The organism is Halomonas sp. KX33721 (assembly GCF_001596805.1).
GTDB lineage: Bacteria > Pseudomonadota > Gammaproteobacteria > Pseudomonadales > Halomonadaceae > Vreelandella > Vreelandella aquamarina.
Genome location: NZ_LVIA01000028.1, coordinates 36,805 through 56,265, shown reverse-complemented (window position 1 = coordinate 56,265; position 19,461 = coordinate 36,805). Strand labels below are relative to the sequence as shown.

18 protein-coding genes, 1 tRNA gene and 1 pseudogene are annotated in these 19,461 nt (G+C 56.9%); 11 read left to right on the top strand and 9 right to left on the bottom strand.

The annotated features are described in order from the left end of the window. The 3 genes from A3220_RS11370 to A3220_RS11360 all read right to left on the bottom strand — a co-directional run. A partial coding sequence (locus A3220_RS11370; protein WP_174524467.1) for a transposase occupies positions 1-347 on the bottom strand: 347 nt, incomplete at its 3' end. A gap of 63 nt (positions 348-410) precedes the next feature. Then, positions 411-776: a DUF3596 domain-containing protein gene (locus A3220_RS11365; protein ID WP_062374907.1), complete on the bottom strand. Its 366-nt coding sequence runs from the start codon at positions 774-776 to the stop codon at positions 411-413. Beyond that, positions 769-1,008 carry a hypothetical protein gene (locus A3220_RS11360; RefSeq protein ID WP_062374905.1) on the bottom strand — a complete coding sequence of 80 codons (240 nt, stop codon included), beginning with the start codon at positions 1,006-1,008 and terminating at the stop codon, positions 769-771. The genes A3220_RS11365 and A3220_RS11360 overlap by 8 nt, the downstream gene beginning before the upstream one ends. Before the next feature lie 104 nt (positions 1,009-1,112). Here A3220_RS11360 and A3220_RS11355 point away from each other — a divergent pair, with 104 nt between their 5' ends. After that, on the top strand, positions 1,113-1,385 hold the full coding sequence (locus A3220_RS11355; RefSeq protein ID WP_252860460.1) for a helix-turn-helix transcriptional regulator: 273 nt from the start codon (positions 1,113-1,115) through the stop codon (positions 1,383-1,385). A 192-nt stretch (positions 1,386-1,577) separates the two neighbouring features. Here the strand turns inward: A3220_RS11355 and A3220_RS11350 are convergent. Beyond that, positions 1,578-1,654, bottom strand: a tRNA-Met gene (locus A3220_RS11350). A gap of 273 nt (positions 1,655-1,927) precedes the next feature. Here A3220_RS11350 and phbB point away from each other — a divergent pair. Then, a complete protein-coding gene (phbB, locus tag A3220_RS11345) occupies positions 1,928-2,674 on the top strand; it encodes an acetoacetyl-CoA reductase (protein ID WP_062359496.1) in 747 nt (248 codons plus the stop codon). Between the two features lie 105 nt (positions 2,675-2,779). Here phbB and A3220_RS11340 read toward each other — a convergent pair whose 3' ends face one another. Next, complete coding sequence (locus A3220_RS11340; RefSeq protein WP_062374904.1) at positions 2,780-5,587, bottom strand: DUF349 domain-containing protein; 2,808 nt, start codon at positions 5,585-5,587, stop codon at positions 2,780-2,782. A 181-nt stretch (positions 5,588-5,768) separates the two neighbouring features. Here A3220_RS11340 and minC point away from each other — a divergent pair, with 181 nt between their 5' ends. From minC to sbcB, 4 genes and pseudogenes are all read left to right on the top strand, one after another. Further along, positions 5,769-6,506: a septum site-determining protein MinC gene (minC, locus tag A3220_RS11335; RefSeq protein WP_054640813.1), complete on the top strand. Its 738-nt coding sequence runs from the start codon at positions 5,769-5,771 to the stop codon at positions 6,504-6,506. 156 nt (positions 6,507-6,662) lie between these two features. Further along, a complete protein-coding gene (gene minD, locus A3220_RS11330; protein WP_062359492.1) occupies positions 6,663-7,481 on the top strand; it encodes a septum site-determining protein MinD in 819 nt (272 codons plus the stop codon). After that, entirely contained in the window at positions 7,478-7,729 is a 252-nt protein-coding gene (minE, locus tag A3220_RS11325; protein WP_016915987.1) for a cell division topological specificity factor MinE, read from the top strand. Before minD ends, minE begins: the two co-directional genes overlap by 4 nt. Before the next feature lie 128 nt (positions 7,730-7,857). Then, positions 7,858-9,352 (top strand): annotated as a pseudogene (gene sbcB, locus A3220_RS11320) (exodeoxyribonuclease I). Positions 9,353-9,365: 13 nt separating this feature from the next. Here sbcB and A3220_RS11315 read toward each other — a convergent pair. Both A3220_RS11315 and A3220_RS11310 read right to left on the bottom strand, forming a co-directional pair. Beyond that, positions 9,366-12,206, bottom strand: coding sequence for an insulinase family protein (locus A3220_RS11315; RefSeq protein WP_062374901.1), 2,841 nt, complete (start codon positions 12,204-12,206; stop codon positions 9,366-9,368). Continuing rightward, positions 12,206-12,892, bottom strand: a complete 687-nt coding sequence (locus A3220_RS11310; RefSeq protein ID WP_044629627.1) for an SOS response-associated peptidase — start codon at positions 12,890-12,892, stop codon at positions 12,206-12,208. Before A3220_RS11310 ends, A3220_RS11315 begins: the two co-directional genes overlap by 1 nt. Positions 12,893-13,081: 189 nt before the next feature. Between A3220_RS11310 and A3220_RS11305 the strand changes: the two genes are divergently transcribed. Continuing rightward, complete coding sequence (locus A3220_RS11305) at positions 13,082-13,696, top strand: TetR-like C-terminal domain-containing protein (RefSeq protein ID WP_044629626.1); 615 nt, start codon at positions 13,082-13,084, stop codon at positions 13,694-13,696. Beyond that, entirely contained in the window at positions 13,693-14,373 is a 681-nt protein-coding gene (locus A3220_RS11300) for a 1-acyl-sn-glycerol-3-phosphate acyltransferase (RefSeq protein ID WP_062374899.1), read from the top strand. Before A3220_RS11305 ends, A3220_RS11300 begins: the two co-directional genes overlap by 4 nt. On the opposite strand, the gene A3220_RS11295 is transcribed toward A3220_RS11300, so the two are convergent. Together A3220_RS11295 and ccsA are read right to left on the bottom strand one after the other, a co-directional pair. Then, positions 14,370-15,644 (bottom strand): HlyC/CorC family transporter, encoded by a 1,275-nt coding sequence (locus A3220_RS11295; protein WP_062359483.1) that lies wholly within the window; start codon positions 15,642-15,644, stop codon positions 14,370-14,372. The two genes, A3220_RS11300 and A3220_RS11295, sit on opposite strands and share 4 nt — an antisense overlap. A gap of 104 nt (positions 15,645-15,748) precedes the next feature. After that, positions 15,749-16,546 carry a cytochrome c biogenesis protein CcsA gene (gene ccsA / locus A3220_RS11290; RefSeq protein ID WP_062374909.1) on the bottom strand — a complete coding sequence of 266 codons (798 nt, stop codon included), beginning with the start codon at positions 16,544-16,546 and terminating at the stop codon, positions 15,749-15,751. A 273-nt stretch (positions 16,547-16,819) separates the two neighbouring features. Here ccsA and ffh point away from each other — a divergent pair, with 273 nt between their 5' ends. The 3 genes from ffh (at position 16,820) to rimM (ending at position 19,379) form a co-directional block, all read left to right on the top strand. After that, the gene (gene ffh / locus A3220_RS11285) at positions 16,820-18,232 is read left to right on the top strand and encodes a signal recognition particle protein (protein WP_054640812.1); all 1,413 of its coding nucleotides are present in this window, start codon (positions 16,820-16,822) and stop codon (positions 18,230-18,232) included. Between the two features lie 294 nt (positions 18,233-18,526). Further along, entirely contained in the window at positions 18,527-18,775 is a 249-nt protein-coding gene (rpsP, locus tag A3220_RS11280) for a 30S ribosomal protein S16 (protein ID WP_009098555.1), read from the top strand. A gap of 58 nt (positions 18,776-18,833) precedes the next feature. After that, the gene (gene rimM / locus A3220_RS11275; RefSeq protein WP_062359481.1) at positions 18,834-19,379 is read left to right on the top strand and encodes a ribosome maturation factor RimM; all 546 of its coding nucleotides are present in this window, start codon (positions 18,834-18,836) and stop codon (positions 19,377-19,379) included. The last annotated feature ends 82 nt before the right edge of the window (positions 19,380-19,461 follow it).

The following is a 19,461-nucleotide window of genomic DNA, read 5'->3' as shown; positions in this document are numbered from 1 at the left end:
AGCCAGGGGATCAGCTCCTCGATGCTGCGGGCCCGCTTCAGGTAGGGCGGCAACAGCGCGCTGCTGAAGGTCACCCCGTCGCCACTGCGGTCACGGACGCGGGGCACCTTGATCTCGACGTCGCCGATACCGGTTTGCACGGTGCGCTCCGGCAGGTAGCCGTTGCGGACGACGACACGGCGGCCGTCTTCCAGCGTCTTGTCGGCATATTGCTCCAGAAACGTGCTCAACTCGGCCTCCACGGCCTTGGCGATCAGGTCTCGGGCCCCTTTGCGCAGCAGCTCATGCAACGGATCAGTAGCGCCGGTGTCTGGCTGCGTCACGGCTTGGAGAGTAGAATTGCTCATGGCGTATCCGTCCTATGTTGGTTGTGATCTGGCGAGATCAATCAACAGGATACGCCACCCTCTCTACTGCCCTCCATACACAAGAACTGAGCTTAACTCGGCGCGCCATTGGATTTTGCTTTCGTCGAACCACTGATCAGAGAAACTGTTGAAGAATGGTGTGTCTGAATCGCTGACAACTTGAGGCTCAGCTGTATTGGTAGGCTGATGGGGCTTCAATTTCTGCAAGTTGCTGCTATTAGGAAAGAACTCTGCATAATTGAATTCGCCGAGCAGCATTTTTGCTTCCATGCGCTGTAAAAGCTGTTCCAACTGCTTACGATTTTTTGCGTTGTCGTCTAGAAGCGTTTGTTCACGAAAACGTTGCCCGTCATACCTGAAGTCGATAAAAAGCTTTTTGCTCTCTTGGCGGACGCGAACCTTACCCATGGCATACGCCTCCGTTCGCCATTGGAATGGCGATTGCTTGCTCACGAGGGGTCGCTTTCAGCATTTCTTCCTGAATAGTTTCCCAGATATAAAGGATTTTCCGACGTCCAAAGGGGCGGATGTAATGAGTGCCTTCAATGAGCACACTGTCTTTAAGTTGCTGGCGGATAGTGCGTGCATCATATTTGATTCGCGATGCGAGCTCTTCCGTTGTCAAAAAAGTGCAGTCCATGAGACTATCTCCTCGCGCAAGTGATCATTTGATAATATATTTAATCGTTCGATTATAAATATAAACGATCAAATGATTATTTCAACACCTTTTTGATAATTTTTATGATCATATTGGACAAAGAGATGATTCGGTATCACTTAAAAGAGCTGATCGCTGAGAAAGAATTTGAAGAACGGCGCAGGATTACGATTGGCGAGATAGCAAAAGAAACAGGTATCAATCGAATGACGTTATCGAAAATTATCAATCATCCAGGCCATAGCACAGTGACTGATAATCTCGACAAGCTTTGTTACTACTTCGATTGTGAGATTGAGCAACTGGTAACTCATGTTAAGGAGGCTAATGATGAGTCTGCGCCTTTGGCCGACTAAGAACGTAGTGTGGAAATTAATTGTGAGGTAGGAATTTGCCGTCAGGTGCCTGAAGGTCATGCAAATTTTTGATCTTCAGAGGCAATGAAAATATTGGGCACGGTGTGGGCACAATGTGGGCACAGAGGAATTTGAAAAGACAGGCAACAAAAAAGGCAGACCAGTAAGTAACTGATCTGCCTTTCAAAATATTGGTAGCGGGGACCGGATTTGAACCGATGACCTTCGGGTTATGAGCCCGACGAGCTACCAGACTGCTCCACCCCGCATCAACGTGTGGCGTATTCTACGCATTTTTGACGCTAAGTCAACCCCTCATATAAGCTTTCTTGCTGGCAGTCATCTTCATCGTGCTGCAACATTGAGGGAGTAAAGCTATGCTTTCAATCAGCATAACAAAAAGCTTACTGTCGGTGTGTCGCCCAATAGAACAAGCGGCGTGCTGTGAGTGAAAGAAGCGCGAATGCGCTTATTCAGAGTGGCTTGCGACGCCATAACAGTGATTAAAGTCCAAGCCATTTGTCTTATCAGGGAGGTAGTCAATGGCCAATCAAGCCCCCGTCGCCTGGGTAACTGGTGGAACTGGTGGAATCGGAACGGCAATTTGTCGTTCGTTGGCAGATGCGGGTTATCTGGTGGTGGCGGGGTACCATAATCCCGACAAAGCCAAAATCTGGCTGGAAACCCAGCAAGCCGACGGCTATAACAATATCGCATTATCGGGTGTTGATTTGTCCGACCATAACGCCTGTCTCGAAGGTGCCCGCGAAATCCATGAAAAACATGGGCCGATCAGCGTGCTGGTCAACTGCGCAGGCATTACCCGCGATGGCACCATGAAAAAGATGTCCTATGAGCAGTGGTATCAAGTGATTGATACTAACCTTAATAGCGTCTTCAATACTTGCCGTAGCGTCATTGAGGGAATGCTGGAGAATGGCTATGGGCGCATTATTAACATCTCATCCATCAACGGTCGTAAAGGCCAGTTTGGTCAGGTGAACTACGCAGCGGCCAAAGCGGGAATGCACGGGTTAACCATGTCGTTGGCGCAGGAAACGGCCACGAAGGGTATTACCGTGAATACCGTCTCCCCCGGCTATATCGCCACCGACATGATTATGAAAATTCCGGAGCAGGTTCGTGAAGCGATTCGCGAGACGATTCCGGTAAAGCGCTACGGCACCCCAGAAGAGATTGGTCGTTTGGTGACGTTCCTGGCCGACAAAGAGTCCGGCTTTATCACAGGTGCCAACATCGATATTAACGGCGGCCAGTTTATGGGCTAAGCCCTACCATTAAGCACCAGCGATCTTTTCACAAGAAAGAAAGCGAAAAACGGGGGGCGATGCGCCTCCCGTTTGCTTTGTGTGCTAGGGCTATGTGTAAGCGAGTTATGGTTGGGGCGGGCGGGCCAAACGGCTCAGTAGGTTATCCAGCTCATTGACTTCTTGCAGCCATAAGTTGTGAGGCATCGGCCCTAGCGCCAACAGCGCCACCAGTACCTCGTCCAGCTCATCCGCTTTACTGCGCTCAGTATGAATGCCGCTGTTTAAGCGCTCAACTTGAATGGCGAGTCGCAGTGGTTCATCACGCTGTTTGACGCTGCCTAAGGCGAGCAATGAAAGATGGACTCTTAGGCGTGCCAACTGCTCTTCTAACGCACTCTGTTGCTCACTTGAAAGTGGCAGTGGGGTAGAGAGGCGAGCGTGATTACGCTGCTGGTGTGCTTCGCTGAAGGCCTCTGTTAGCTCAATGGGTATCTCGCTGGTAGCCTCCACTGCCTGTGCGCCCTCACCATTGAGCGCTTGCTGGTCAGCATGTAAGTGCGCATTCACTAGCGGTAGTAACGCATGCCACTGCTGCACCTTGCCAACAATTTCTAGGCGGCTTAAACGCTCTCGTTTGGCTCGCACAATGCCGCTGAGGCGGCGCTGCATCCCTTCGCTACGGCGATTGCGGGGCATAGGCTCTAGCTGGCTGATACTGGCAAGGTAGGTATCTAGCCGCTCCGATTCATCTGCCTGGGTAGGTTGCCAGCCATCCATTTCATCAATAATGGCCTGCAGTTGGTCAAGCGTTTGCTGCTGGCGGTTGGCTTGTTCGTGCTTATGCGCGTCGCGCTGAGCAAACAGCTGGTCGCAGGCGCTGCGGAAGGTCTTCCATAGTGCTTGCTCCTCCCCTTTGGGCGCGCGGCCTAACGAGCGCCATTGCTGCTGTAGCTGCTTGGTGCGCGTAATGCGCGTTGCCAGTGGCTGTTCACTATCGTTTTGCAGTGCTTGCACTTGCTCAATCAGCTCACGCTTTTGTGCGGCGATCTGCTCAGCACGCTGGTCAATGAGCGCCTGCAGGCGGTGACGGATTGCCCCAAAACGGCGGCCAATGGCCTCGGAGCGCTCCCGGGGCACCGGAGAGTAGTGACGCCATTGGTGGCGCGCTTTATCACGAATCTCCCGCAGCATATCGGGGTCGGCATCTTCAGCGGGTTGAGCAAGCAGCGTTTCCAGCTGCTCGCACAGCGCTTCGCGGCCGTGCAGGTTGGCCTCTCGTTCCTGGTCAAGCTGTGCACGCCAGGGCGCTAGGCGCTCATGGATCCGGCCAGAGGCCGCCCGAAAGCGGGCCGATTGCTCTCTGTTGGCCGCCGCATCGCCGAGTGCTTTCCACTCTTTCACCAGTTGGCGGTGGTGCCGGTCAAGCGCAGACTCCGCCATATGCGGATCGTCTGCCAATGCCTCAATGCTGGCGCAGAGCTGCTCACGTTTAGGGCCTGCTACAAAGCCGCGCCAGTCGCGCAGTTCGGCAAGCCGCGCACCCAGGTGCTTTAAGCGGCTTTTTAGCGGTTTGGCATCGCCGCTTGTCAGCGCTTCAATGGCGGGCTTTAAACGCTGATGTAAACGGCTGGCACTTTTAAATGCTCCACGCTCTAACAGGTGTTCAAAGTTATCCAGCTCAGCGCTAAGCGCATTAAGGGAGAGGTCTGGCTGCTGGGGCGGAGCATGTTGTGTGGCAAGCTGCTTTTGCGCCTGAGCGAGCAACGATGGGGCCGTCAGCGTCGCTGGCCAGCGGCACTGGGCGACGTGCTCTGCTAGCCCGTCGTGATCGCTGTTGGCCAAGGCTTGCTCTACTGCAAGGCTCACTGTTTGCCAACGCTGCCAGGCTTCCATGCTCTGCTCATACTGCTTGAGCGCTTGGCTGTAGCGCTGCTGGGTGGCCTCATTCGGCGGGTGAAGGTCCGAGAGCGACTGCCAGCGCTGGCCCAAGAGCTGGCGCTGAGCGCGTAGGCTGTCAATGTCCTGAGCGGTCAGCTCGTTGGCGTGGGTGAGCCCCTCTAGCGTCTCTTCTAGCCCTTCTAGCAGCTGATCGCGGGTGTTTTCTGCTTCAGCGCGGCGGGCAAGGCTTTGCTGGTGGGCCTGCTCTTGAGTTTCATGGTCGTGGAGCGTTTTGCGGCAGCTCAGCACCGCTTGATGAAAGCGCTGCTCCTGGCTAACGCTGGGCGGATGACTGAGGTGTTGCCACTCTCTTTCTAAATGGCGGAAGCGGCCACCGTAAAGCGGTTCCCAGGGGGCGCGGGCATGCTGCTCTAACTGGGTGAGCAGGTGCTCCCGTTGGGCCTGCTGTTCTGCAAGCCATTCAGCATCGTTACGCAGCTGGGTGAGTTTCTCTTTAGCGAAGCGAACCACCTGGCGGTCACGGCGCGCCTCTTTCAGCAGCCTCTTTAGGTTCTCTTCGTCGTTGACCCGCTCTGCTGCTTGATGACGTACCGCCGCGACGCTGTTATGGCACGCCTGCTGCACCCAGTCTTCTTCACTCGTCAGCTGCTTTAGTGCGGTGAGACGTAGCCCCAGGTTATCGCCCTGCATGGCAATCGTATTCAGCAGACGTTGATCGGTCAGGCTCTCCACGTGAGCTTGGCGTTGCTGCAAGTCTACATGGCCCTCAGCCCCGGTGAGCCGCTGGCAAACGGCGTTGAACCATGCTTCGTCCTGGCTGTGCTGCTCATAGGCGACAAGCAGGCCATTGAGATCGTCAAGCGCGAGCAGCGCCGCTAACTGAATAGTGCTGTCGCTATCGTTGGCGAGAGTGTGTAGGGCCTCCCGCTGCTCTGTTTGCTGAGGGTCAAGCTGATGGAGTGCCTTGCGGCGCACCTCGGGATCGGGGTGTTGCCACCGAGGAGCGAACAGGCGTCGTAACAGTCCGTGCATGGATCATCCTGCTAAGAGGTGCGTAACGTGAAAAAAATAAGACATCGATGAGCAGGCGGTTGCAGTCCTCGTCGCTGTCGCTTAGCTTTGTCGTAGCGCTGTGGGTTTTCCAGCGATTCACAACGCAAAGCGCGAGATTGCGCTACCCTTATCTTACCTGAACATGACATGGAGTTCGGCCATGAGCCTCAACGCCAACAGCGCCGACGTAGCCTTTACCTTCAAGGGCGGCATGCTGCCGATGACCGTCATGGAGTTAACGAGCGCTGACCCGGAGCGTATCCGGCGGCAGCTTGCTGGCAAACTGTCGCAATCTCCCGCTTTCTTTCAGCATACACCCGTTGTGCTTAGCGTGGAAAAACTCGATGAGCCCCACCTTGCGTTAGAGCGGATTTGCGCCGTATGCCGCGACCACAAGCTGTTACCCGTGGCCGTACGTGGTGGTGCTGAGCCGATTCGCCAATCGGCATGGGCGCTGGGGCTTGGCTGGTTCGCGCCAGTTGAAGAGGGGCGCGCACGAGCGTTGGAGACTGTCGCTCCGTTGAACGAGCCAGAAGATGATGACATTAAACCCGCTACTGCCGTTTCCGTAACCACTCGGCTTTACCGGGGGACAGTGCGTTCCGGCCAGCAGGTCAGCGCTGCAGGTAGCGACCTGATTGTAATCGGTGCGGTTAATGCCGGTGCTGAAGTGCTCGCCGCTGGCAGTATTCATGTTTATGGTGCCCTGCGCGGGCGCGCGCTGGCGGGTATTCATGGCAATACCCAGGCGGGCATTTACTGCCGCGAACTGGAAGCAGAGCTTTTATCTGTAGCGGGTAACTATAAGCGGCTGGAAGATATCGACTCGCAGCTTTTAGGGCGCGCTGCAGAAGTCCATTTCATAAAAGAGCAGCTGGAAATTAAGCCGTTGGGGTAAGCCGCTTGGCTGAGAGGCGGTTAATGCTTCATGCCTAGCGACGCCACGGCCGCTATCCGTTACAGTGTGCTGTTTTGATGACATTGATGTTCCCGTTATGCGCGTAGCGCAACGTAATCGTGCTCGCAATGAACGACTTCAAGAAGGAAGTGACTCTTGGCCAAAATTATTGTTGTGACCTCAGGTAAAGGGGGGGTCGGTAAAACCACTAGCGCCGCAGCGATTTCGACGGGGCTTGCGCTACGTGGCAAAAAGACGGTCGTCATTGATTTCGACGTAGGCCTGCGCAACCTAGATTTGATTATGGGCTGCGAACGCCGGGTGGTGTACGACCTCGTCAATGTGATTCAAGGAGAGGCCGGGCTAAACCAGGCGCTGATCCGTGATAAACGTGTCGAAAATCTGTTTATTCTCCCCGCCTCGCAAACCCGGGATAAAGACGCCTTAACCCAAGAGGGCGTCGAGAAAGTTCTTGAACAGCTTAAAGGTGATTTTGACTATATTTTATGCGATTCGCCCGCGGGGATTGAGCGTGGCGCGCAGCTGGCTATGTACTACGCCGACGAGGCGATTGTCGTGACTAACCCGGAAGTCTCTTCCGTGCGTGACTCTGATCGTATTCTGGGGCTGCTAGGCTCGAAAACCCAGCGTGCTGAGCAGAGCTTAGATCCGGTGAAAGAGCACCTGCTGATTACCCGCTATAACCCAGCCCGCGTGACGTCAGGCGATATGCTGACCCTGGACGATATCCGTGAGATTCTCGCAATTGATCTGCTCGGCCTGATCCCCGAATCAGAAGCGGTGTTGCGTGCGTCTAACCAGGGTGTTCCGGTCACTCACGATGCTTCAAGTGACGCGGGCCAAGCCTACACTGATACCGTTTCGCGCCTGCTAGGTGAGGAGATGCCGCTGCGCTTCCATGAAATGCAGCGTAAAAGTCTACTGAGCAGGATGTTTGGGGGTAGTCGTCGATGAAACTGTTGGAGTTCTTGAAGCGTGAGCGCAAGAAATCCGCCTCGGTGGCCAAAGAACGATTACAAATCATCGTGGCGCATCAGCGTAGCCAACGTGGTCAGCCTGACTACATGCCGCTGCTTGAGCGCGAACTGCTCGAAGTGATCCGTCGTTATGTGCATGTGGATGACGACGCCATTCAAATTTCGCTGGATAGCGAAGATAACTGTTCGGTGCTTGAGCTTAACGTCACGCTGCCTAAAAGCTAAACGTTAAGGAGCGCTTAGAGGGGCGGCGGGAAGCGTCGCGGGTGTGCTAGGCTTGGGCTTTTGTTCCCATCCAGCGAATGATGCCTCGGCGCATGGGTGGGCTGTCACGCTCAAGGGAGTTTGCATCCATGGCGCCACCGAATGCCGCCCCTGCCAGTTTTCTCTGGCACGATTATGAGACCTTTGGTGCCGATCCGCGTCGCGATCGGCCCGCTCAGTTTGCTGCATTACGCACCGATGCCGACCTCAACGAAATCGGCGACCCTATCGAGCTGTACTGTAAGCCCGCCGATGATTATTTGCCGCACCCCGCCGCTTGCCTGATTACCGGCATCACGCCTCAAAAAGCGCAGCGTCGTGGGCTTCCCGAAGCCGAGTTCGCCCGTCAGGTGCAGAGCGCCATGAGCGAGCCCGGCACCTGCGTGGCAGGCTACAACAGCCTGCGTTTTGATGATGAAGTCTCCCGCCATCTGTTTTATCGCAACCTGCTTGATCCCTATGCCCGCGAGTGGCAAAACGGCAACTCCCGATGGGATTTAATCGACGTGGTGCGGGCGTTCTATGCGCTGCGCCCAGAGGGTATTGAGTGGCCGCTGCGGGAAGATGGCGCTCCCAGCTTTAAACTGGAGCACCTCACCGCTGCGAATGGCATTGCCCATGAGGGCGCCCACGACGCGGTGGCAGATGTGCGCGCCACCATCGCGCTGGCGCGGCTGTTGAAAGCGCGTAACCCTAAACTGTTCGATTACCTGCTTGGCCTGCGCGGCAAGCGCGCGGTGGCCAAGCAGCTGGACCTGCCCAGTGCCAAGCCGCTGCTGCATATTTCCCGCCGCTATCCTGCCAGCCGAGGCTGTAGCGCGCTGGTGATGCCGCTGGCGGAGCACCCCACGAACCCCAACGGGGTGATCGTTTACGATTTAAGCGTCGACCCCGGCGATTTACTGTCGCTCAGCGCCGAGCAGATTCGTGAACGGGTATTTGTCAGCCAGCAGGATCTTTCTGAAGGGGAAGCGCGCATTCCGCTCAAAGTCATTCATATCAACCGCTGCCCGGTAATCTTTCCAGCCAAGGTGTTGAAAGATGTTGAGGGCGAGCAGAAAGGTGAGTACGGCGCGATTGTCGCGCGTCTAGGCATCGATATTGCCGCCTGCCGAGGGCACTGGAAAACCCTACGTGAGGCTAGCGGTGTAGCGCAGAAGGTGGCCGAGGTGTTCAGTGGCGGCTACGAAGAGTCGCCTCAAGACCCTGACTTAATGCTCTACTCCGGCAGTTTTTTTCTCTGCCGCTGACCGTCAGCAGATGGAGCGAGTGCTGGCCATGGACCCCTGGGACTTAGTGGGGCAGCGCTTCGCCTTTCAAGACCCACGCCTGGAAGAGATGCTGTTTCGCTTTCGCGCCCGCAGCTACCCCGACACCTTAGAGGGCGAGGAGCGCGAGCAGTGGGAGGCGTTTCGCTGGATGCGCATGAACGATCCCGCGCTATCGGGTTTTACGCTTAAAGCATTTGCCCGGGAAATCGAGCGTTATAATCAGCAAGCGCTAACAGACCGAGAGCGCCAGATACTCGAAGAGTTGGTGATGTTTGTTGAGGCCATGATGCCAGCCCAGGCATTTGATGCCTGAGCTGGCGGTGGGGTTAGCGCGCGTCGAACGGCGTGCGCGCTTCACGGTAGGTCGCGATGTCGCTGGGCGAGTCGCCGGGATTGAAGCGAATATCCAGCTGGCGTGATAGAAGTTCTGGCCATAGCGATTGGAGCTCCTCAACGCTTACGTCCAAAGCAAGGGCTGCTAACTGCTCGCGGCGGTCAAAGCGCACCTCATCGAGCGCGGTGGCCTGCCAATAGCGGTTGGTCATGCTTGGCAGGCTAGTGTCCCGTTGGTTCAGGCGGTCGTGAACCGCTTGACGGTGGGCAGCCAGTTCGCCATTGCTTAGTGTGTTAAGACGCGCTTCTGCGGCTTCCATAAAAGCATCCATGCGCTCGGCAATGGTGCTGCTATCCACATCCGGCGACTGTACGATCAGACTAATGCCCGGGGCTTCCAGCATCGGTGAATAGCCCGCATTGACGATATAACCTAGTTGCTCTTCAGTGCGTAACTGCTGGTAGAACGGCGTGTCTAGCCACTGGGCTAGCACGCTCAAGCGCGCCTGCTCCTCAACGCTGGTATCGCGCCCCTGCAGATAGCGTAGCACCAGCGACTCTTCGCGAGTGCTGTGAGGATGCAGTATTTCCGACTCACTACTGACTTCTAGCGGTGTCAGCGGAGGAATGTCGTCGCGTGTCAAACGTGGCGTAAGCGCACCGCGAATCAGGTTAGCCTGTTCCTGCGCCTGCTCGGCGTTCAGGTTGCCCACCGCCATGGCGTCGATGTACAAATCATCCAAGAAGCGCCGACGGAAATTCTCCAAATGGCGCTTCTCTAGCCGCTGGCTCGCTTCCAGTAGTTCAGCAGTGGACCACTGCGGCGTCAGTAGTGCTTCACCTAGTGCGCGGCTTGCCTGGCCGGTGAGCGATGCTTGAGGGGCGTTACGCCACTCCCGCTGTAGCTGATAGCGCACCCGCTCAAACGCACCGGTAGAGATATCCGCCTGCTGAAGCTGTTCAAGGGCTTGCTCGATCAGCGGAGTTTGGCCATCGCGCCAGCCGGAAAACGACAGCGTCATACCGCGCGCGTGGGCGTAAGCACTAAATGACTGCCCAGCGATCCAAGCGGGGTAGAGCGACTCATTAAGGCTGTCGTTCAGCCAGCCTGCCAGCAAGCGCGTGAGTACCGCTTCTTCCGCCGAGTAGCTGGCGCTGGGGTGCTGCAAGCTCACCCGCCACTCGACGCTGGGCGTATTAAAACGGCTGTCCTGCATGTGCCAAGCGGTAAACGTAGGCGTCTCAATCAAGGCAGTAGGCTGCTCATCCTGGCCCCCCTGAAGGGTGAGGTCGCTGGCAATAAAGGGGTTAGGTTCTGGCAAGGCTAAGCCGCTCAGCGCCTGACCGATGGCGGTCGGCGGCTGCTCTTTCCACTGGGTGTTAAACCACGGCGATATGGTGTCGCTTTCGACATCCGGGGCAGAGTAAAAACGTAGCATGTTGTCCTGAGTCAGCGCGTCCAAGTAACGCTGCTGGCGCTCACTGTCCATGCCGTCCATCCGGTACGCGGCGTACTGCACGTCCTCGACCGGGTAGCGGGAGAGGCTCATGGCTAGGCGGGTGGCCTCTTGCTGAGGAGCGCCGTGCTGCTGAAAGCGAAACGCCTGCTCGCTCAGGCTTTTTTGCTCGTCATAGCGCCATTCGGCCAGCCCGTCGGCGCGAATCTGCTCGATCGCGGCAAACAGCGTGGCTTCGATGTCGTCAAGGCGTTCGGCACCTGCGGGCGTCAGGCTAATGGAGACGGTAAATAGTGCTTCATTGCCATCACCGCGGCCCACACCCGCTGAGAGCCCGTCGGCCAAGCCTGCCTCGCGCAGCACGGCCAGTAGGCTGCCGTCGCCCTCATCGCCCAGTAAATGCGCGATGAGCTGAGTTGGCTTGGTGCGATACTCGTCGGTAGGGTCAGGAATCGGGAAATAGAAACGCAGTTGGCGACGATCCTGCAGCGATTGGCGTTCTACGTAGCGCGGCAGCGTGTCGTGGTCGATCAGCGGCGCATCAATGGTGGGGGCGCTCAAATCATTATCGGGAATATCGGCAAAACGCTCCACCACTAGGGCTTCCAGCTCGTCCAGCGGTTGGGGGGCTACCACCGCCAAGTTCATCACGTTGGCATCGTAGTAGCGGTAGTAGAAGTCGATCACTCGCTCGCGCAGCGTTGCCTCGCCTTCTGGGTCGGCCAGCGTGTCTCGGCTGCCCACCGCAAACCCTGTAGTGGGATTGTCAGGGTTGAGTAACTGGTTTAGCACATCGTTCTCGCGGCGTGATTCATCGCGAATACGCGCCATGTACTCGGAGTGAACGATATTGCGCTCGCTCTCCAAGTGGTCAGCATTAAACAGCGGAGAGAGGAAAAACTCGCTAAAGCGGTCTAGTGCGCCGGGCAGTGCTGAAGGCTCAATATCGAAAAAGTAGTTGGTGTCCTGCTGGGCCGTGAAGGCGTTATGAGAGCCTGCGTTGTCGGAAATATATTGCTGGTAGGCATCCGATTGCGGGTAGGGTTCGGTGCCCAAGAACAGCATATGTTCCAAAAAGTGCGCCAGCCCCTGCAGGTCGTCTGGGTCCTGGGCGCTGCCGACCCGCACGTTCATGGAGGCGGCGGCTTTATCAGCCTCCGGGTCGCTCACTAATAGCGCCTGCAGGCCGTTTTCGAGCGTTAAAACGCGGTAGTCGCGGTCATCAAACGGGCTCACCTTGGGGATGGTCACATCTGCCACCGGGCTCTCTTCCGCCCATGCGCTGGGGGCGGCTATCCAGAGCAGGCTGATGGTCAGGCCGAGAACGGCACGCCGCGCCTTGAGGCGGGGCGGAATAGCGTAAGTAGGTCGTAACATTACGGCTCCTGTGACACGGTCCAGCGCAGCATCGGCCCTGTGGGATGCGCGCAAGAGGGTGACTGGTAGGCAGGGTTATTAACATGCTTTGATACCGGAAAAGCGCCCAACAGTTCCAGCGGTGCCGGTATCAATAGTGGTGTTAGCGACGATAAATCAGTGCTGGGGTCTAACCATTGCGTCAGCGCTTCCGGTGGAATGATCACCGGTAGACGGTCGGTGAGCGACGATAAGCAAGCGTTGGCGGGCACACTGATCAGCGCTGTTGAGTCGGCAAACGTAGTTAACGTGGTGTGATAACGGCACCATAGCGCGCCTAGCAGCAGCGGCGCGCGATTCACCTGGGTGACCAGAAACGGCTGTTTACTGCGGGCCTGGGGCTTCCAGACGTAAAAGCCGCTGACCGGAATTACGCAGCGCCGGGCGCTAAAGGCCTCGTGAAACATGGCCCGCTTGCTCAGTGTTTCCGCCCGCGCGCAGTGGGGGGCGTGGTCGAGCACTTTGAGCCACGGCGGCGTCAGCCCCCAAAACAGTGGCGTGTGCGTTAATCGCCCCTGCTCAAGGCGGAAGGCCGACACTGGTTGGCGCGGGGCTAGATTGGGCGACTCAATGAGTGGCTCGGTGCTCTTCAGGTCTGGCGCAAGGCGGGCGAGCGATAGGCGCTGTACGTGTAGGCGTCCCGTCATGCCGATCTCCTTAATGCGCGATGCCTGCGGCGCTGGTACAAAATGGCGAGGGGGAGTAGTAATACGTTAAATGTCGCGTTTTAGTGTCGAAAACAGTGTTCGATGTAAGGTATCCTATCGTATACCTTGCTCACGCTAAAGCGCGATGAGGCATTCTTCCCTGTTTGCCGTTGACCTGAAGAGATCGCCATGGCCCGTCCTAGACAGCATGCGCCCGATGCCCTCCACGCGCAGGTCATGCACGCTTGTGATGAGTGGTTGGCTAAGCAGCCAGTCCATGGTTTATCACTACGTGCCCTGGCCAGAGAGGTGGGCTGTGCGCCCAGTACGCTGCTAAAACTATACGGCAGCTTTAATAATTTATTGCAGCATGTCAACGTCGAAACCCTCGCGCGTTTGCAGCATACCATTACCAGCCTGGCCGAAGACGACCCCGAGCCGTGGTTGCGCGCCTTAGCGGATGCCTATTGGCGGTTTGCGGAGCAAGACTGCTACCGTTGGCAGCTGCTGTTTGACTACCCGCTCGCCCAGGAAGGGGAGTTGGGCCAGCGCCAGAGCGACCTGATTGAAGCCCTGTTTACCCAGGTGGAGACATCGTTAAAGCAGTATCAACCTGCGCTGGATGACCTGGAAGCACGCTGCCTTGGCCGTACCTTGTGGGGCAGCGTTCACGGCTTGGTGCAGCTTGGCTTGAACGAGCGGCTAGGCTACTGGCAAGGGCAGCAACTCAAAGTCGATGAACTATTGGATCAACTCATGAGCACCGTGCTGGCCGGGTTGCGACACCGGGAGGCGGTGACGTGACATGGGGAATCAAAACCACCCGCTGCTTGCTGCGCCGCGTGATCTACGTGGCCATGCGCGTTTGCTACCGGCTGTCGGTGCATGGCCAAGAGCACGTACCCAAACGGGGCGCTGCGTTGGTCGTCTGTAACCACGTTAGCTTTATGGACGCGTTGGTGCTGGGCGGTGGAAGCCCTAGGTCGCTACGGTTTGTGATGGATCAGCCCATCTTCGAATCCCGCTGGCTGAAGTGGTGGTTTCAACTGGTCGGAGCGATTCCGGTCGAATCGGAACGCCATAGCCCGGGAGCGCTGCGGCGCACCCTGGATGAAGTGAGCAAGGCGCTGCGTGAGGGCGATGTCGTGATGGTGTTTCCGGAAGGGCGCTTAACCCCAGATGGCGACATTCATACCTTTCGCCGTGGGCTCGAAACCATTCTCGCCCGAGACAGCGTGCCAGTAATTCCGGCAGGCTTGGCGGGGCTCTGGGGGTCGTGGACCTCCCACTACGGCGGCAAAGCACTAAAGAAGTGGCCTTCGCGGTTTAGAGCGCCAGTGAGCCTGCACTTTGGTCCGCCCATTTTAGTGCATGAAGTCGAGGGTGTGGCGTTAAGGCGCTTCTTGGAGCAGCGGGTTAGGGCATTGAAGGCCGCGGGCGATAGCGAGATCGCCCGTTGCCAGCCGCGACAGCAGGATTAGCGGCGGGGCAAGCGCAGCTTTTGCCAGCAGCGCGCTGAGGTGATCAGGTTATCGCGAATTTCCAGAATCTCCATCCGTGTGTTGCCGATCTGCAGGCAGGCTGGACCTTCTGGGAAAGCTTCTAAGTGCTCAAGAATTAACCCGTTTAACGTCTTTGGGCCGTCGGTCGGCAGTTGCCACCCCAGCATCTTATTGATCTCACGAATGTTAGCCGTGCCTTCAATGACATGGCTACCATCATCCTGCTGGTGAATCTCGTCATCTTCGGAAACGTCGGTGGTGAACTCGCCGACGATCTCTTCGAGAATATCCTCAAGTGTCACCAGCCCCTCTACATCGCCGTACTCATCCACCACGATGCCGATCCGCCGCTTCTGCTTTTGAAAATTCAGCAGCTGGGTATGCAGCGGTGTGGATTCGGGAATGAAGTAGGGCTCGCGTGCCTCTTGAACAATCGCCGCTTTAGTGACTTCGCTGCGGGATAAAAAGCGCGCCGCGTTGCGCAGGTGCAGCATGCCAATAATGTTGTTGATATCGCCCTTATAGACCGGCAGGCGTGTGTGCTGGCTGGTGCGGATCTGGGTCAGAATATCTTCCAGCGAGTCGTCCAGGTCGATGCCCAACACTTCGTGGCGGGGCACCATGATGTCGTTCACCGTCACGTTTTCAAGATCCAGAATCGACAGCAGCATGGCCCGGTGGCGGTAAGGGATCAGGGTGCCCGCTTCATGCACCACAGTGCGCAGCTCGTCACGAGTTAGGCTATCGCCGCCACTATCCACGCTTTTCACGCCAATCAGCCTTAGCAGACCGTTCGACATCACATTGACCAGCCATACCAAGGGGTAGAGTAGCTTTAGCAGCGGCTCCAGGGCGTAGGAGGTGGGGTAAGCAATGCGCTCAGGCTTGATGGCCGCGTAGGTTTTGGGTGTAACTTCCGCGAAAATCAGAATAGTGATGGTGAGCAACGCGGTGGAAATAGCCGGGCCGGACACATCGCCAAAAAAGTGGATGGCAATAATCGTGGCAATGGAGGCTGCCAAGTTATTGACGAAGTTATTGCCAATCAGAATAACGCCAATGAGTCGATCAGGGCGGGTGAGCAAGCGCATCACGCGCTTGGCGCTACGGTCGCCGCTGTTGGCTTGGTGGCTAAGTCGATAGCGGTTGATCGACATCATGCCCGTTTCAGAACTAGAGAAGAAGGCAGACAGCAGGATGAGTAAGGCTAGCAGGCCGAACAGTAACCCCAGAGGGAAGTCGTCGCTCAAGTCGAAAGTTCCTTTATGGCGTATTAAGCTCGATTTGTAGAAGCATGGCAGTGGCGTGTCAAGCGTGCGTTTACTGACGCGAGATCACCACTAAGCCCGCAGGCTTAGCGGTTAAGCAGAATTTCCAGCACGAATTTACTACCAAAGTAGGCCAGCAGCAGAAGGGCACAGCCACCGAGGGTCCAGCGCACGGCACGCATGCCGCGCCAGCCAAAACGGTAGCGGCCCACCAGTAGCGTGGTGAAAATGATCCAGGCGCCCAGTGAGAGAACAGTTTTATGAACCAAGTGCTGAGCAAACAGGTTATCGAGGAAGATTAAGCCGCTGATAATTGAGAGTGTCAGCAGCACAATGCCTGCCCAGACCAGTTCAAACAGCACCCGCTCCATGGTGGTCAGCGGTGGCAGCGACTGAACGATTCCGCGAATATGGTGGTGACGCAGCGCCTGGTTTTGCAATCCCACCAGCACCGCTTGCACGGCGGCAATGGCGAGCACGGCAAACGCCAGAGCAGAGCTCACGGCATGCAGCAAAATACCCGGTGTTAAGCCGCTATGGCTGCCCTGGCTAGGCAGCCAAGTGGCCACAATCAGGGCAATGCCAGCAAGTGGAAACAGCGCGATGCCCGCATTAAGCACTGGCTTGAATAGGCTGGCCACCAGCACCACATTCACCGCCACCGCCATCAATAACGTGGCACTGGTGGTAAAGCCGGGCAGCAGCCCCGGTGATTCCCCCACCAGCTGCACGACCACGGGGATATGCAACAGCAGGCCTAGCGCGCCTAGCAGACGTACCATGCCTTGGCGGGGAGGCACCCGGCGAAACAGCGTCATGCCCTGCCAAATAGCAGCGGCGACATAGAGAATAAAAGCGATCGTGGCGAACGGGAGCGCCTGCATGATGCTATCCATGCGCCTTGCAGCGCGTTGTTGAGAAAAATAGGGTCAGAACAGCGCCTGTATCCGAGTGGCAATACTTCCCAGTCAGGACGCCTCAATGTATTTTCCGGTCAATCTAGATCGGCTCGCCTACTATAACCAATCAAGGCGGCGTCGCACAGCCATCGAGCGCCAACGCTGACGCCCATGGAGACTCAGGCCGCGAGCGCGTATAATCTCGGCCACATTCGTCCGGTGAATACGCCCGGCGACAGCGACGGAGGCAGAGGCCCCATGTTTCAGAATCTGAGCGAGCGTCTTTCCCAGACGCTGAAGTCGATCAAAGGCCAAGCACGGCTAACCGACGACAATATCAAAGATACCCTACGTGAAGTACGCAAAGCGCTGCTTGAGGCAGACGTAGCGCTACCGGTAGTTAAAGCCTTTATTGAGCGGGTGCGCGAGCGTGCGGTCGGCCAAGAGGTGTCGAAAAGCCTCTCGCCGGGCCAGCAGTTCGTCAAAATCGTCCAGCAAGAGCTGGAAGCGATTATGGGCGAGGCCAATGAAGGCCTTGGCCTAAAAGGCTCTCCCGCTGTCGTGCTGATGGCCGGTTTGCAGGGGGCGGGTAAAACCACCTCCGTCGCCAAGCTGGCCCGCTACCTGCGCGAGCGCGAAAAGAAAAAAGTGCTGGTGGTCTCGGCAGACGTCTACCGTCCGGCGGCCATCGACCAGCTTGAAACCCTGGCGAAAGAGGTTCAGGTCGACTTCTTCCCCTCCCGCTCTGATCAGAAGCCGGTCGACATCGCCAACGCGGCCATCAAGCACGCTAAAATTCAGTTCCACGACGTAGTGCTAGTCGATACTGCAGGCCGCCTTGCCATCGATGAAGCGATGATGGCGGAAATTCAGGCACTGCATAAGGCGGTTTCTCCCCAAGAAACGCTGTTTGTTGTCGATGCCATGACTGGCCAGGATGCGGTAAATACCGCCAAGGCGTTCAATGAAGCGCTGCCCTTGACCGGTGTGATCCTGACCAAGGCTGATGGTGATGCAAGGGGTGGTGCTGCACTGTCTGTCCGTCATGTCACGGGTAAGCCGATCAAGTTTATGGGGGTTGGTGAAAAGGTCGATGCGCTAGAGCCTTTCCACCCCGACCGGGTCGCGTCTCGAATTCTTGGTATGGGCGACATGCTGTCGCTGATCGAAGAAGCCGAGCGCACGGTGGATAAAGACAAGGCCGCCAAGCTTGCCAGTAAGGTGAAGAAGGGCGATGGCTTTGATCTTGAGGACTTCCGTGACCAGCTTCAGCAGCTCAAGAAAATGGGCGGCATGGGCGGCCTGCTCGGCAAACTGCCGGGCATGGGCCAAATGGCCGAACTGGCGCAAGGCCCCGGCCCTGAGAAGGAGCTAGGCAAGCTAGAAGCGCTGATCAACTCCATGACGCCCAAAGAGCGCCGCAAGCCCGACATCATTAACGGTTCGCGCAAACGCCGCATAGCAGCGGGGGCGGGCCTGCAGGTGCCTGACTTGAACCGCCTGCTAAAGCAGCACAAGCAGATGCAGAAGATGATGAAGAAAGCGGGCAAGAAAGGTGGCATGCAGAAAATGATGCGCGGTATGTCGGGCATGATGGGTGGCGGCGGCGGCCCGGGTGGCCCCGGTGGTATGGGCGGCATGGGTGGTCCTGGCGGCTTACCCTGGCGCTAAATGGTACCTGTCGTCGCGTTCTGATGCGCTTGGTAAGGTTGACGGCCTGTGAGTTTTCTGGCTGTCAGGCTTTCCAAGCCGAGCGCATTTGCGTAGAATGCGGCCTCTTCATGCGTGGGTGTTGGCAAAATGTGCGTTAGCACGGCCCCAATACTTGCCAATGAAGGTCCTGATGGTGTGTCGCCTTGGCTTATATAAGCAGGTGGTGCGCCAAGAAAACAGTATGACGAGTGTTCTGATAGCGGTTTGCGCTATGCCCCACTCTCGTAACCTCAACCGAAGGATAGTTATCGTATGGTTACCATTCGTTTGGCACGTGGTGGCGCCAAAAAGCGTCCCTTTTATCACCTGACTGTTACCGATTCTCGCAACGCCCGTGATGGCCGTTTCATCGAGCGTATCGGCTTCTTCAATCCGGTTGCCCGTGGTCAAGAAGAGCGTCTGCGTGTTGATCTGGATCGCGTTACTCACTGGCAGAGCCAAGGCGCCCAGCTGTCTGGTCGTGTTGCTGAGCTGGTTAAAGAAGCGCGCAAGCAGGCCTAAGCCTGTTGCCCGTCGCAAGTCATAGCAATAGATGCTGTTGTAGCTGGAGTGGTCGTCAATGACGCGTTTTAACACTAGCCATACTGACGACACACATGTGGTGCTTGGTAAGCTAACTAGCCCTCACGGGATTAAAGGTTGGCTGAAGGTGTACTCCTATACCAACCCCATGGACAGCATTCTAGAGTACCCTGAGTGGTGGGTGCGCCAAGGGGAAACCCTCACGCGTATGACCGTGGTTCAGGGGAGTCGGCAAGGTAAAGGGTTGGTGGTGCAGTTAAAAGGTGTGGATGACCGAACGGCAGCCGAAGCGCTGGCGCAAGCGGATATCCTGATGCCGAAAGAGTCACTGCCCGAGCTTTCCGACGATGAGTATTACTGGCATGAGCTTGAGGGCCTTACTGTCTTCACTCAGTCAGGCGAGCGGTTAGGGCAGGTCAGCTACCTGTTTGAAACCGGCGCGAACGATGTCATGGTGGTACGCGGTGATAACGACGCAATCGATAAGCGCGAGCGGCTGTTACCCTTCCTGCCCGATGATGTGATCGTTGAGATCAGCCTGGAAGACGGCCGTATGGTGGTTGACTGGGACCCTGAGTTTTGATGAGCCAAGACGCTTTGAACGAACTTACGGCGACGGATGCAACGGTGGCAGCAGAGGAGTCTGCAGGCAGCCAAACAGACGC